At 66.7% G+C, this 12,468-nt stretch carries 11 protein-coding genes; 2 read left to right on the plus strand and 9 right to left on the minus strand.

Annotated elements, in window-relative coordinates; all coding sequences use genetic code 11:
- Position 1: 1 nt before the first annotated feature.
- From tssG to F1C10_RS11490, 9 genes are all read right to left on the minus strand, one after another.
- On the minus strand, positions 2–1,039 hold the full coding sequence (gene tssG / locus F1C10_RS11450; RefSeq protein WP_185206309.1) for a type VI secretion system baseplate subunit TssG: 1,038 nt from the start codon (positions 1,037–1,039) through the stop codon (positions 2–4).
- Entirely contained in the window at positions 1,003–2,880 is a 1,878-nt protein-coding gene (gene tssF / locus F1C10_RS11455) for a type VI secretion system baseplate subunit TssF (RefSeq protein WP_258042876.1), read from the minus strand. Before tssF ends, tssG begins: the two co-directional genes overlap by 37 nt.
- Before the next feature lie 5 nt (positions 2,881–2,885).
- Complete coding sequence (tssE, locus tag F1C10_RS11460) at positions 2,886–3,419, minus strand: type VI secretion system baseplate subunit TssE (protein WP_185206311.1); 534 nt, start codon at positions 3,417–3,419, stop codon at positions 2,886–2,888.
- 4 nt (positions 3,420–3,423) lie between these two features.
- Positions 3,424–4,194, minus strand: coding sequence for a type VI secretion system accessory protein TagJ (locus F1C10_RS11465; RefSeq protein WP_185206313.1), 771 nt, complete (start codon positions 4,192–4,194; stop codon positions 3,424–3,426).
- Between the two features lie 32 nt (positions 4,195–4,226).
- Positions 4,227–4,721, minus strand: coding sequence for a type VI secretion system tube protein Hcp (locus F1C10_RS11470; protein WP_185206315.1), 495 nt, complete (start codon positions 4,719–4,721; stop codon positions 4,227–4,229).
- A 47-nt stretch (positions 4,722–4,768) separates the two neighbouring features.
- Positions 4,769–6,262, minus strand: coding sequence for a type VI secretion system contractile sheath large subunit (gene tssC / locus F1C10_RS11475; RefSeq protein WP_185206317.1), 1,494 nt, complete (start codon positions 6,260–6,262; stop codon positions 4,769–4,771).
- 25 nt (positions 6,263–6,287) lie between these two features.
- Positions 6,288–6,827 (minus strand): type VI secretion system contractile sheath small subunit, encoded by a 540-nt coding sequence (tssB, locus tag F1C10_RS11480; RefSeq protein ID WP_185206319.1) that lies wholly within the window; start codon positions 6,825–6,827, stop codon positions 6,288–6,290.
- Between the two features lie 70 nt (positions 6,828–6,897).
- A complete protein-coding gene (locus tag F1C10_RS11485; RefSeq protein ID WP_185206321.1) occupies positions 6,898–7,908 on the minus strand; it encodes an ImpA family type VI secretion system protein in 1,011 nt (336 codons plus the stop codon).
- Between the two features lie 16 nt (positions 7,909–7,924).
- Complete coding sequence (locus F1C10_RS11490; RefSeq protein ID WP_185206323.1) at positions 7,925–8,659, minus strand: OmpA family protein; 735 nt, start codon at positions 8,657–8,659, stop codon at positions 7,925–7,927.
- Positions 8,660–8,906: 247 nt separating this feature from the next.
- On the opposite strand from F1C10_RS11490, the gene F1C10_RS11495 reads away from it, so the two are divergent.
- Both F1C10_RS11495 and tagH read left to right on the plus strand, forming a co-directional pair.
- Positions 8,907–10,913: a type VI secretion system Vgr family protein gene (locus tag F1C10_RS11495; protein WP_185206325.1), complete on the plus strand. Its 2,007-nt coding sequence runs from the start codon at positions 8,907–8,909 to the stop codon at positions 10,911–10,913.
- A 21-nt stretch (positions 10,914–10,934) separates the two neighbouring features.
- Complete coding sequence (tagH, locus tag F1C10_RS11500) at positions 10,935–12,449, plus strand: type VI secretion system-associated FHA domain protein TagH (RefSeq protein ID WP_185206327.1); 1,515 nt, start codon at positions 10,935–10,937, stop codon at positions 12,447–12,449.
- Positions 12,450–12,468: the final 19 nt, after the last annotated feature.

Here is a 12,468-nt window from a genome sequence, read left to right on the forward strand (position 1 = left end):
GTCAGTTCTCCTTCGTCGATTGCTGCTGAGGTGAAAATTGCTTGGTACGACGTAGATGCGCGTCGCGGCGTACGCCGGCCGCGCCGCCACCCAGCCAGCCGCTCCAACCAAGCCGGGTGCGCCCGTCAAGCCGCGCCGCAAGGGCGGTCGCACCGTCCGTCTCGAGCGCGATGTCCCATTCGAGGTGGCTGGGGGCAAAGGCGTCCAGCGCTTCGGCCAACACCTGGAAACGCTGCCCCGATGGCAGCAGCGCGGCGTAGGCGGCGGGCGTATCGGCGCGGATCACGACGCGAAACGCATCGGACGCGACACTCGCGCGCGCGCCCAGCATCGCCTCATCGCCCAGCCGCGCGAACTGTCGGCCAAGCCGCGTGCGATCCTCAGGTTGGATATCGCGCCAGCGCGGCTGGAATTCCTCGATCCGTACTTCCTGGCCGAGCAGATGGGTCAGCGCATCCTCGATCGCGCCGGCACTGCGCCGTCCGGCGAACAGCGCGGCATAATGGACGCGCCCGAGCGCAGGAAACGCGGCGTGCGGGCCGACGCCCTCGCTAGCCCCGGTCAGCTGCGAGAGGTGCTGCGCGAACTGATCGTCATCGGGTCGGTCAGCCTGTGCGGCAGGCTGCGAATCGCTCCACGCGCGAATGAAGAACTGCAGCATCCGGCCGGCGAGTAGATCCAGCCAGCGGCCGAACGGCCGCGTCCGCGCGTAGCGTCGCTCGAACGTGGCGAATTCGGTCATGTGCGACGGCAGCGGGCCCATCGGCCCGGTCAGCCCCAGCCAATAGCCGCCGACGCGCGCGCGCCCCTCGCGCACCTCAACCTCGGTCAGCGTCGCGTCCGGAAACGCGAGCGTCGGCACCTGAACGAAATCGGCAACGCTCTGCGCAGGACGGCGGGCGCGGCCGATGCGCGGCAGATGCGGCGCGCGCGCCTCCGCGCCCCGTGCGATCGGAAACAGGCCATACCGCTTCGCTTCCGCCGCGGCGTCGGCGAGGAAGCTTAGATGGTCGGTCGGCGACCGATTCTCAGCGGCCATCGCTGAAATTCCCCTTCGTTTCCGCTGCCGGTCCAGGTTTCGGTGAAGCTGTTGATGCTGGCGAACTCGGCCAGGAATCGCTCAAGCACCGCTGAGAAGAGGAACATCCGCCCCTTGTCGAACGCTGCATCATCAAGCGTCACGCGAATGCGGTGGCCGCGCGCGATCGACATCCGGTCCATGCCCGGCACGCGGCGCACGATCCGTTCGGATCGGATCGCGGTGACGCCGTCGACCTGCCGCCGCGACGCGGCGTCGTCGGGCCGCCCATACAGGGCGAGGTGATCGCGCAGCACGTGCGGGTCGCTGCCGTCCTCAGGCGCAAGCGTTGTGTAATTGGGTGTGAGATGGCCGATCACGCGCCACGCCGCCTCGCCCATGCCGATCGGCGGCTGCGGCTTGGTTGGCGCGCGCAGCACGCTCACCGCGCGCGCCGGCACGCCTGATACGGTGAAGTGATGCGTGCCGCGAAACGTCAGCAGTTCGGGCAGCTCGCGATTGGTGACCAGCGCGCGCACCGCGAGCTCGTCGATATTGTCGAGCCGCGCTGGCGATCCGGGTGACGTCAGCCCGATCCACGTCTCGGTACCGGTATATTCGCCGCGCCTCCGCAGGCGCTGCTCGCGGCTCGACAGCCGCCGCGGGCGAAGCTGCGTGGTGTAGAACAGCGCCTCGTTCCAGTCATACAGCAGCGCGCCAGGCGCGTAGAGCGGTGCGACGGTACGCGCGTCGACGCTGTTGGCGGCATAGGCCTTCACGTCGAGGATGCGAAACACTTCGTAGTCGAGCGGCCGGGCACGATCGGGCACAACGTGATGCTCGTGCTCGAAGCGCGAGACGCGGACGCGGCCGAGCTGCTTCTCGAAGAGGTTGATCGCCGGCGTCGCGAAGAGCCGGAAGTTCCCCGGGTCGATCGCATTGCGCAGCGGCGGTGCGGAACGGGTGAATAGCAGCACCACGTCACACGCCGTGGCGCTCGTCCGGAACGCGCGCTCGAGCTCGCGCAGGTCGACGAACAGGAAGCGTTCGGGGCAGGCGAAATATTCGGTCAGCAAGCGGTAGCCGCGAAACGAGCGCCGCTCCGCCGGCAGCAGCGCCTGATCGTCCTCGAACCCGACCTGTGCCGGCGGCGGCAGGCGTATCCATCCGTCGGGCCCCGCCGCCGCATCCGCCGAGCGCGCGATCACCGCCGCGGTCTCGCCAATGATCTGGCGATAAAGCTCGGCCGGCACCGCTTCTGATCCAGCGAGGTAAATTGGTAGCGATGGCGGCAGCACCTGCGGCAGGGCGGCACCACCCGTCGCCTCGAAGCGCAGCCGCAACCCCGCGTCGGCACGAACATCCGCCGCAGCGGCGAACGGCGCAACGGCAGCGCGACTCGGCAAGTATTCGGCCTGCGTGATCTTGAGCGGCCACAGCGTTACGTCGTGGGCGGTGCGAAACTCCACCGATGCACCGTTCTGCTCACTGGCGGTGGCCATCAGTGGGGTATCGCGCGGCACGCGGTAGCCCTTGGTCAGGACCGGATCGCCGTCCTTAGGCTCGAACCCGGCGATGCACATCGACGGCGTCGGCGCGAGATAGTGCGGCTGAATGGCGTGCAGCAGATGCTGCGTGAATTCGGGATATTGGTCCGCGATCTTGAGCTGCACGCGCGCGCCGAGATAAGCGACTCCTTCGAGTAACCGCTCGACATACGGATCGGGATCGGTCGGCGTCTTGAGGCCGAGCCGGCCGGCCACTGCCTCATGCTCCTCGCCAAAGGCGCGCGCTTCCTCGCGCAGATAGGCGAGCTCGTCGTTATAGTAACGCAGCAGGCGCGGATCGATGCCGGTGCTCACCATCGTCACCCGCGCACGTTGACCGACGCGGTTTCCGCCTCGATCTCGGTCCGGAACTTGACCGGCATCATCTGCGCTGCCGCGGTGATGTCGCCCTGAATCAAGTAGGTCAGCGCATGCGGATCGGACGGATCCTCGACCGGATCGACCGTCAGCCCCTCGCGCGACAGCCGCGGCTCGAACAAGCGGATCGCGCGGCGGATCTCCCGCGCGCGCGCCAGCACCGCGCGGCGATCGAGCGTGCGCCCGGCAAGGTCGCTCAGCCCGTAGTTGAGCACCGATTCGCGCACGTGCGGATAATGGTCGAGATCGACAAGTGACTCGAGGCTGGTGGTGTTGAACAGCCACGCGAGATCGCGGCGAATCGTAGCACGCAGCGCGGTCTCGTTGAACCGTTCGAGTTTGGGCACCGAATAATAACGGAACTTCTCGCGGCTCACGGCCGGCGCGCTCTCGTCAGTCTCTCGCATGCCCGAGATATCCAGGTCGGCAACCAGCTTGTCGTACAGCGTCGGCGTCAGTCGTTGCTGAACCGCCACGCCGTCACCGCAACTCTAGCGCGCGGATCGACAGCAGCCCGCGGTCCTCGCCGTCGGACGTCGCCCACAGTCGCTGGCCAACGCCGTGCCCGCGATCGTCCCAGCGCGTCGCGCGTGCGGCGCGTTCAGCAGCATCGTCCGACAATTGGGGATAGCGCACCGGCAGCAGCGCGGCGAGCCGGGGGCCAGCCCGCAGCGTCAGCTCGACCGGATACCAGACGAGATCGCGTAGATCCTTTGGCCCCTCAGACGAGAGTTTCTCTACCGCGTCGAACGGCAGCAGGCCGTATTGACCGCCGATGATCACTTCGATCGTCGGGCCGAAGCGCGGGTCGGCATCGGCAATCCAGTCGATCGCCGCATCGTCGAGGCTGCCCGGCGTATCAGGCGCCTGATCGAACGCCGCCTGGCGCAGTGCATCGGCCTGCACCGTATCGCCCGCCGCCTCGACCATCAGCGCCTCGGCAACGCCACCGGCCCAGGCGCTGCCACCGTGAATCACCGCACGCTCCCGCCCGGCAAGCACCGCCGCGCGTGTCGCTTCGGCGTCAAGCGCCTGTCCGTAGACTATCGACAGCATTTGAGCGTCTGGGGAAAGTTGCGCCAGCGTCGCGAGCTGCGATTTGGCCTTGGCCCATTCGCCCGCGACAGCGAGCAATTGCCACAGGAACAATCGCGTCGGCACGTCCGACGGATCGCGCCGCACGACCTCAACGAGTGCGCGTCGCGCCCCGTCGAGGTCGCCGGTGCGCAGCAGGTCGTCCGCTTCGGTCATCGTAGGCCTTTCGCGAACGACGCTGCCACAGTTCAGCCGGCCTCGTTCTGGCGGATGTCATAGTAAGCGGTGACGACGCCGCCGTCCTTGCCGCCCTGCGCGTTCTGCGCCTGATAGTCGAACGTCACCTTGGCGCAGTTGAAGGTCACCGACTCCATGATCGAGTCGCCGCCCGACGCGCCATTGTTGTGAATGTCGGAGACGATGATGTCCTCGAGCTTGATCTTGTAATAGGTCAGCGGGGTGTTCCCATCGCCGGCCTTCTGAGAATAGATGATTGCTTCCTTGATGTGCTTGCCCGAAGCGCAGGCCTTGAACAACAGCGGCGAAGACTTGTCGACTTCCTTCTGGATGCGGATGTCGGAGATCTCGGCCTTGCCCGAGCCGCCGCCGGTGCCGCCGGAATGGAACGAGCCGTGCTGCACGGCACCGAAGTCGAACGAGATGATATCGATCTCGCCCTGGTGGTTCTTCTTGGAAGACTCGCCGTTGATGCCTTCGATTTTCAAGAAAAGATCGACTGCCATTGCTTCACTCCTGGTTGATTGGTGTTACCGTAGCGTAGGAAACAGGCTTAGCCCGATGTCTTGGGCAGCCGCGAAACCATGCTGAGCGCCACGTCCATCCCTTCGAGCTGGTAATGCGGCACGAACATGAACTTCCCCTTGTAGTAACCCGGGTTCTCCTCATCAGGGATCACCTCGATCTTGGCCTGCTTCAGCGGCAGGCGGGCCTTAGTGTCCTCGTTCGACGATTCGGGCGAGCCGTCGACATATTGCAGGACCCAGTTGTTGAGATCGCGCTGAAGCTGATCGGCCTCGCGCGACCCACCCACCCAGTCACGCACCATGCACTTTAAGTAGTGCGCGAAGCGGCAGCTGGCGAAGATGTACGGCAGCCGCGCGGATAGGTTGGCGTTCGCGGTCGCCTCCTTCTTGTCGTACGCGGCAGGGCGATGCACCGTCTGCGCGCCGATGAAGGTCGCCTGATCAGTGTTCTTGCGGTGCACCAGCGCCATCAGCCCGGCGGCCGACAGCTCCGCCTCACGCCGGTCCGAAATGGCAATCTCGGTCGGACATTTCTGGTCAATGCCGCCCTCGTCGGTTGGGAAGGTCGCGGTCGGCAGTTCCTCCACCGTCCCGCCCGATTCGACGCCGCGAATGCGTGTGGTCCAGCCGTAGGTATTGAACGCCTCGGTGATCCGCGTGCCCATCGCGTAAGCGGCATTCAGCCACAGGTGGCTGTCGTGCTCGCCGCCGGCATCCTCCTCGAAGTCGAACTCGTCGACCGGCTCGGTCTTCGCGCCGTACAGCGGGCGCCCCAGGAACCGCGGCAGCGTCAGCGCGAGGTAGCGGCTGTCCTCCGACGCGCGGAACGAGCGCCAGGCACCGTAGTCGGTCGCATCGAACAGCTTGCCGAGATCGCGCGGATTGGACAATTCGGTCCAGCGGTCCATGCCCAGCAGCGAGGGCGCCGCTGCGGCGATGAACGGCGCGTGGCTCGCCGCGCCGATCCGCGACAGGCCGCGCATCACTTCGAGATCAGGCCCTGAATGGTCGAAGCTGTAGTCGCACACGAATGCGCCGTACGGTTGCCCGCCGAGCTGGCCGAACTCGCTCTCGTAGATCTTTTTGAACAGCGGGCTCTGGTCCCACGCCGCGTCGCGATATTGGCGGAACATCCGCCGGCATTCTTCCTTCGACATGTTCATGACCCGGATCTTGAGATCCTTGCCCGTCGACGTGTTCATGACGAGGTAGTTCAGCCCGCGCCACGCCGATTCCAGCGCTTGGAATTCGGGATTATGGATGATGAGGTTGATCTGTTCGGTCAGCTTGCGGTCGATCGCCGCCCGCATCGCATCCACCGTCGCGAACACGTCGCCGCCGACCACCTGCGCATTCGACAGCGCCTGTTCGGCGAGCGTCTGCACCGCCTGCTCGATCCGCGAGCGCCGCTCGTCGGTGGTTGGCTTAAATTCCTTCTGTAGCAGCGCCTGGAAGTCGCTGACCTCCGTCGTGGTCATCTGCTGCGCACTGCCGGCCTGCCCAAGCGCTTCTTGCGCCATATTCCGCTCCGATCGTCTTACGAGGTTAGGCTTGGGTGGTCGGCGTTGGCTGGTCCGCATCCGCCGCGCGTGCCGAGGCGCGTTCGGCGAGGATCGCCTTCAGCAGCGCCGGATCGTTCAGTACCTTGTCCAGCAGATCCTGGGCACCATGCTTACCATCCATATATGACAGAAGATCTTCGAGCTGCGTGCGCGCCTCGAGTAGCTTGGCAAGCGGCTCAATCCGCTTGGCGATCTGCCCCGGCATGAAGTCGTTCATCGAATTGAAGGTGAGGTCGACCGCTAGCTTGCCCTCGCCGGTCAGCGTGTTGTCGACGTGGAAGGCCGCGCGCGGCGCGATCGCCTCCATCCGCTGGTCGAAATTGTCCATGTCGAAATCAACAAAGTCGCGCGCCTCGGCGGCCTTTTTGTCCTTTAGGCTCTTTCCCGACAGGTCGGACATCACGCCCATAACGAACGGCAGTTCGACCTTCTGGCGCGCGCCATAGGTCTCCACCTCATATTCGATATGCACGCGCGGCTTTCGGTTCTCGCGGATGAAACGCTGACCGCTCTTGATCGCCATGTCTCTGCACCCCTCTTCTTGCGTCGCGTGCATTCCGGCCCATCGGAACCGGCCATGCAGCGCTTAGCCGTTACATAAGGTCTGTATCGCCGCTCTCGTCCGCCCGTGCCTGCAATACGCTCAATGCCTCGCTTCGGCTCCCGGGCGAAATGTCGTTTAACAGCGAAATGAAATCCATTGTTATCCAGCCCTTGATGCGGCCGAGCGCGACCGGGATGGGACTGGATGGTTCGGCGCGGGTATAATATTCGATAACGGCGTCGAGCGCGCGCGCGACGTCGGCGCGAGACTCGATCCGGCCGCTCGATCCGGCCGGTGCAACGGACGTTTTGCCACCCGCGAAATTGCCGCTGCTTTCACCTGTATTGCTGGCTGGATCGGCGGCGTCGTTCTGCAAAGCAAACGGCCGCACCGCCGACACGATCGCATCGATCGCGTCGTAGGTGCTCGAGAAGTTGGTCCCGGTCTGCCCGACCTGCTCGGCCTCGGCCGAGAGGATCGCGTCGGCGCGCTTGAGCGATTCGCGTATCCCGCCTAGCCGGCCCAGTTCCTCGGTGATCCGCTCGATCGGCGTATCCGCCAGCGCAGCGCGAAATTGGCCATAGCCCTCGGCCCCCGCCCCCTCGGCGGCAAACCGTTCGAAATCCGCGCCCGAGAAGCGGCCAAGCCGTGGATGCTCGATCAGCGGCACGCGGCGGAAATGCGCAAGAAACTCACCGATCCGTGCGAGCGACTCGCACGCGCCCTTGCGCCCCTCGATCCCATATTCCTCGGTCGTCGGGTGCACGCTGTTCCAGAAATGCTCGAAATAGCCCGCGAGCAGCGCGAAACCGTCGTCGACCACCTCCATGCGGCCAAGCCGCGCCCCGGCGCGCGCAAGGTAGACCGCCAGCCACAGGTCGCGCGTGCGCGCCGCCTGCGCCGCGATCAGTCTGACGGTCGCATCCCAGTCGACGTCGTCGCTCGACGCGGCGAATGCCTGTTCGATCTCCTCCCGAACGGGATCGTACGAGAGGTCGGGGCCCGCCGGTGCCTCCTCCGACACAGGCAGCAACAGGGCCTCGTGATCGATACGGGTCACGGCGCGCCCCGATCGGTCAGGAAATCAGCTCGGCTTCGACGCGCCGGTTGGCGGGATCGGTGGACTGCTGGCCGGGAAGCGGTGCCGACGATCCCAGGCCACGCGTCTGTAGGCGATCGCGCGCGACGCCTTGCGCGACAAGGAAGTCGGCGACCCGTTGTGCCCGGCGCGCCGACAGCGGCACGTTGACCCCGCTGCCGCCGCGCTCGTCGGTGTGCCCCTCGATCAGGAAGCGCTTGTCGCGCAGTTCCGGCATCAGCAGCGACTGCGCGAAGACGCGCGCCGACTGGCGCCCGACCGCAGTGAGCCGGTCGGAATTGAGCTCGAACCCGATCATCAGATCGGCGCGGCGTCCGCCCGACACCGCCGCCAGGCGCGGCGCGACCAGGGCGGCGGACGATCCCATGTTGGCGCGCCGCGTCTCGCCCGCCGAATAGGCAGGGCGCGCCGGCGCGGCGCGGTTCCTCGGCGGCGCGATCGTCGCAATGCGGGAGGAACGGCGCGTCGTCGTCGGCCTGGCTGAAGCAACTGGCGTATCGCCGCCGCCCGAGCGCGCGAGCCGGAAGCCCTTGGTCTCCGGCGCGTCGCGCGTCGCCTGCTCGACGGCGGCGCCGTCCGCTGCATCGTCGCACTTGCCCGCAAAGGTGCACAGATAGCCGGCAACACTGGGCGTCGACGCGGGCGCCCGCTGCGCGGTTGCGGGAACGGCTGCCAACATGGCCAGCGAGACTGTCAGCATACGCATCGTCATAAGCATGTCCGCTTCGGTTCCGATCGGATAGTCCCCACGGGAGGCTCTAAGTGACTGGCGCTGCCTAAGCAACCGCAATTCCGCCACATTTCGGCGCGGCGGGATCATTGCGCAATGGTTGTGCATTGTCGCTGCGCGCTCGGGACGATAGGAGGGCGCCAATAGACAGCTCAGCGTAGCCGTTGATTAACGCTGTCGCGGGACGCGGGAGTAGTCGGTGGCGGATCCAGGGCAACGGCTTACCCAGATGTCGATCGACGTGGGCGACGAACAGGTCGTCCTGCAACGGATCGAGAGCGAGGAACGCCTCGGCCGACCATTTACCGTCCATGCCACGATCATCTCGCCGCTCGAAGTCGATCTCTTTCCGCACCTCGGCAAGCCTGCGGCGCTTGCCGTGCTAGAGGATGGCGAACTACTGCGCCGGTTCCATGGGCTGGTGACGGCGGGGGAATATCAGAAGGAAACGCCCGCGGGGCACCATTACCGGCTGACGATCGAACCGTGGACCTATTATCTGGCGCAGAACCGCCAGATGGCGATCTTCCAAGACAGGAATGCGGTCGAGATCATCAAGGAGGTGATTGAGGGCGCCGGCATCCAGGACGTCGATTACACCCGGCTGTCAAAGCCGCGCATCACGCGCGGCTACACCGTCCAGTATCGCGAGAGCGACTTCGCCTTCGTCTCGCGCCTGATGGAGGAGGAAGGCATCTATTACTTCTTCCGTCACGATGCCGATCGCCACGTCATGGTGCTGTGCGAAGGCGCCGGATCGCACCAGCCCGGCTCCCCGTCGAGCCTGCGTTTCAACGCCAACGCGCTGTCGGTGTTCACCGCCAATTCAAAGAGCCGCTTCGATCAGCACCGCGATATCCTGCAGACCTGGGTCGAGCGGGTCGCCTCCACCGGGCAGGCGCGGGTAACCGTTCGTGATTTCGATTTCGAGTCGCCCGATCAACCGCTGGCGAGCGAGAGCACCGGCGAGGGCGGCCACCCCCGCGACGATCGCGAGATCTTCATCTATCCGGGCCGGCACGTGCGCGAAAAGACCGGACGCGGCGACCAGGAGCAGGTCGGGCGCGAACGCGGGCAGACGCTGCTCGATGCGCAGCGTGCACGTCGGCGGACCTTCACCGGCACGAGCCAGGCGTCGGGCATCGTCACCGGGCAGCGGCTCGACGTAGTGGATCACCCGGCGGTCCGGCTTAACGGCTCCTTTACCGTGATCTCGGCGGTGCACTCGATCGCCGCGGAAGCCTATCGCTCCGGCGAGCAGGACGACGAGGAGCCTTACAACGTCAGGTTCGAGGCGATCCCCGCCGACACGAACTACCAGTCGCCGCCCGAAACGCCGCGCCCCGTCGTCCAGGGGCTAGAGACCGCCACCGTGACGGGCCCCGCCGGCGAAACGATTTTCACCGATGAGTACGGCCGCGTGAAGGTGCGTTTCCCGTGGGATCGCGCCGATACACCGGGGGAACGTTCGACCTGCTGGATCCGCGTGTCGCAGACTGGAGGGCTGGGCAACGTCATTCTGCCGCGCGTCGGCCACGAGGTGCTGATCGATTTCCTTCACGGCGATCCCGATCGCCCGATGGTGATGGGCCGAGTGTTCAACAAGGCGAACATGCCGGTATACGATCTGCCGGCGAACAAGACGCGCGCGGTATGGCGTACGCTGACCTACGGCGATTCGGGCACCTATCCCGAGACCGAGGCGCTCGACAGCGGGCAGGATCGCACGTCGAACGAGATTCGTTTCGAGGATCGCGGCGGAGCGGAGGAACTGTTCATTCATGCCGAGCGCGACATGAATAGCCGCGTTCGGTTCGACGAGTCGCGCCACGTCGGGCACAACCAGAACCGCCGCGTCGGGCTGGATCGCACGACGCGGGTTGGCCGCAACGATTCCAAACTGATCGTCGGCAAACGAAGCACGCACGTTCAACAGACCGACTCGCTGCTCGTCGACGACACCCTGTCGATCGAATCGAAAACTGCGGTCACCATCCGCGTCAAGAATTCCAAGATCACGATCGGCCCCGATCGCATCACGATTCAGTCACCAACCGTCGAGATTCAGGCAAACGAGACCGCGGTCGTCAACGGCGGCAAGACAACGCGCGTCAACGGCGGCAGCACGTTGGTGCTTAACGGCGGGCTGACCGACATCAATCCCGACGGCGTCTCGGCCAACTCGTTCGGCGCACCCGCCGATCTTGGCCCGGCGGCGGGCGAGGGCGGCGCGTGACCGCTCTGTGCTGATCGCGCGATGACGCTTACCCTCAGGATTCAGGGCGGCCCGCTGGCCGACAGCGGCGTTCCGGCCGAGCTGCTGCTCGACCGCCGCGGTGCGTTCGTCGGGCGGGCGGCGGGATGTGACTGGGTGCTGCCCGATCCGACGCGACACCTGTCGTCTCGCCACTTCGAAATCCACTTCGACGGCCAAAACTATCAGCTGATCGATCATAGCACCAATGGCACGTGCCTCGCGCGCACGGGCAAGCGGCTTGACGGGCCGCACCTGCTACGCGACGGCGACCTCATCACCGCGGGGCCGTTCACGATCGCCGCGCATCTTGGCCCGGCGCAGGCCGCGCCGGGATGGGGCGGATGGCACGACGAGACACTGTCTGCGCCCGCGAACGACGGCTGGGCCGCCCCGCCTGCGCCGGCCGGAGACGGTTGGGCCGCCGCGCCCGAGCCGACGAGCGACACCGGCTGGGGTGCGCCGCCCGCGGCTTCGCCAAACAACGGTGACTGGCTGCCGCAGACCGGGCCGCAGCTCGCCCGGCCAGACGCGCACCGCGCCGCAGCCGGCTGGGATGCGCCAAGCCGCACGCCCGCGCTACCGCCAGCACCCGGCGGCTGGGCGACACATGCCGCAGCGATGCCGCCGGTGCGCTCGGCGTGGGACACCGCCGCCCCGCCGCCCGATCCCGCCTCCGCCTGGTCGAGCGCCGCGCCCGACCGCCCCCCGGCCCCGTCGCCGGACGATCTGTGGGGCCGGATCGCGGAGGGCAATGTCGTCGATTGGGCGCGCGGCGGCTTCGGCCAGCCAGTCGAGCCGGTGCGCGATCCACTCGGCCTCTCGCCACCCGCGCCGCCGGCGGCGCCAGCGCCACGCATGCCTGCGGCGTCACCGGGCTGGTCCGCGCTGCCAGGCCATGCCGCCACGGCTCCCGCATCGACGCCACCGCCAATGCCGCCGCGATCCGAGCCGGCCGACGACGGCTTCCTCGCCGCGCTCGGCATCGATCCCGCGCGGCTCGACGCGGCGGCGGCAACCCGCGCTGCGCTGCTGTTCCGCCGGCTCGTCGCCGGGATGGTGGTGATGCTGGAGGCACGCGCACGCGCCAAGGCGCAGCTCGGCGCCGAGGCGACCGCGTTCAGCCCCGACGGGCACAATCCATTAAAATTTGCACGCACCCCAGACGAGGCGCTGCTGATGATGCTCGGCCAGCCGCAGCCGGGCTTCATGCCGCCCGAGCGCGCGGTTGAGGACGCGTTCGAGGACCTGCAATCGCACCAGATGGCGACGCTGCGAGCGATGAAGGGCGCGCTACGCACCACGCTCGAGCGCTTCTCCCCCTCGGCGATCCGCACGCGCGCCAAGGCGAGCGGGATGCTCGAGCGCATCCTGCCCGCGGCGCGCGACGCCGCCTTGTGGCAAGCCTATGAGCGCGAATTCGGCGGCGTGGCTCAGGGGTCCGACGAGGCGTTCCTCGACATGTTCGCCAAAGAATTCCGTGAGGCGTACAACCAGCAGGCGCGGTCACGGCAATGACCGACCGCGCCAAAGCAAT

This window comes from Sphingomonas sp. NBWT7, assembly GCF_014217605.1.
Lineage (GTDB): Bacteria > Pseudomonadota > Alphaproteobacteria > Sphingomonadales > Sphingomonadaceae > Sphingomonas.

Excerpts from the sequence above, each read along its gene's own strand:
- tssC (WP_185206317.1), bottom strand. The coding sequence starts at position 6,262 with ATGGCGCAAGAAGCGCTTGGGCAGGCCGGCAGTGCGCAGCAGATGACC.
- tssG (WP_185206309.1), bottom strand. The coding sequence starts at position 1,039 with ATGGCCGCTGAGAATCGGTCGCCGACCGACCATCTAAGCTTCCTCGCC.
- F1C10_RS11465 (WP_185206313.1), bottom strand. The coding sequence starts at position 4,194 with ATGACCGAAGCGGACGACCTGCTGCGCACCGGCGACCTCGACGGGGCG.
- tssB (WP_185206319.1), bottom strand. The coding sequence starts at position 6,827 with ATGGCGATCAAGAGCGGTCAGCGTTTCATCCGCGAGAACCGAAAGCCG.
- F1C10_RS11495 (WP_185206325.1), top strand. The coding sequence starts at position 8,907 with ATGTCGATCGACGTGGGCGACGAACAGGTCGTCCTGCAACGGATCGAG.
- tagH (WP_185206327.1), top strand. The coding sequence starts at position 10,935 with ATGACGCTTACCCTCAGGATTCAGGGCGGCCCGCTGGCCGACAGCGGC.
- F1C10_RS11490 (WP_185206323.1), bottom strand. The coding sequence starts at position 8,659 with ATGACGATGCGTATGCTGACAGTCTCGCTGGCCATGTTGGCAGCCGTT.
- F1C10_RS11470 (WP_185206315.1), bottom strand. The coding sequence starts at position 4,721 with ATGGCAGTCGATCTTTTCTTGAAAATCGAAGGCATCAACGGCGAGTCT.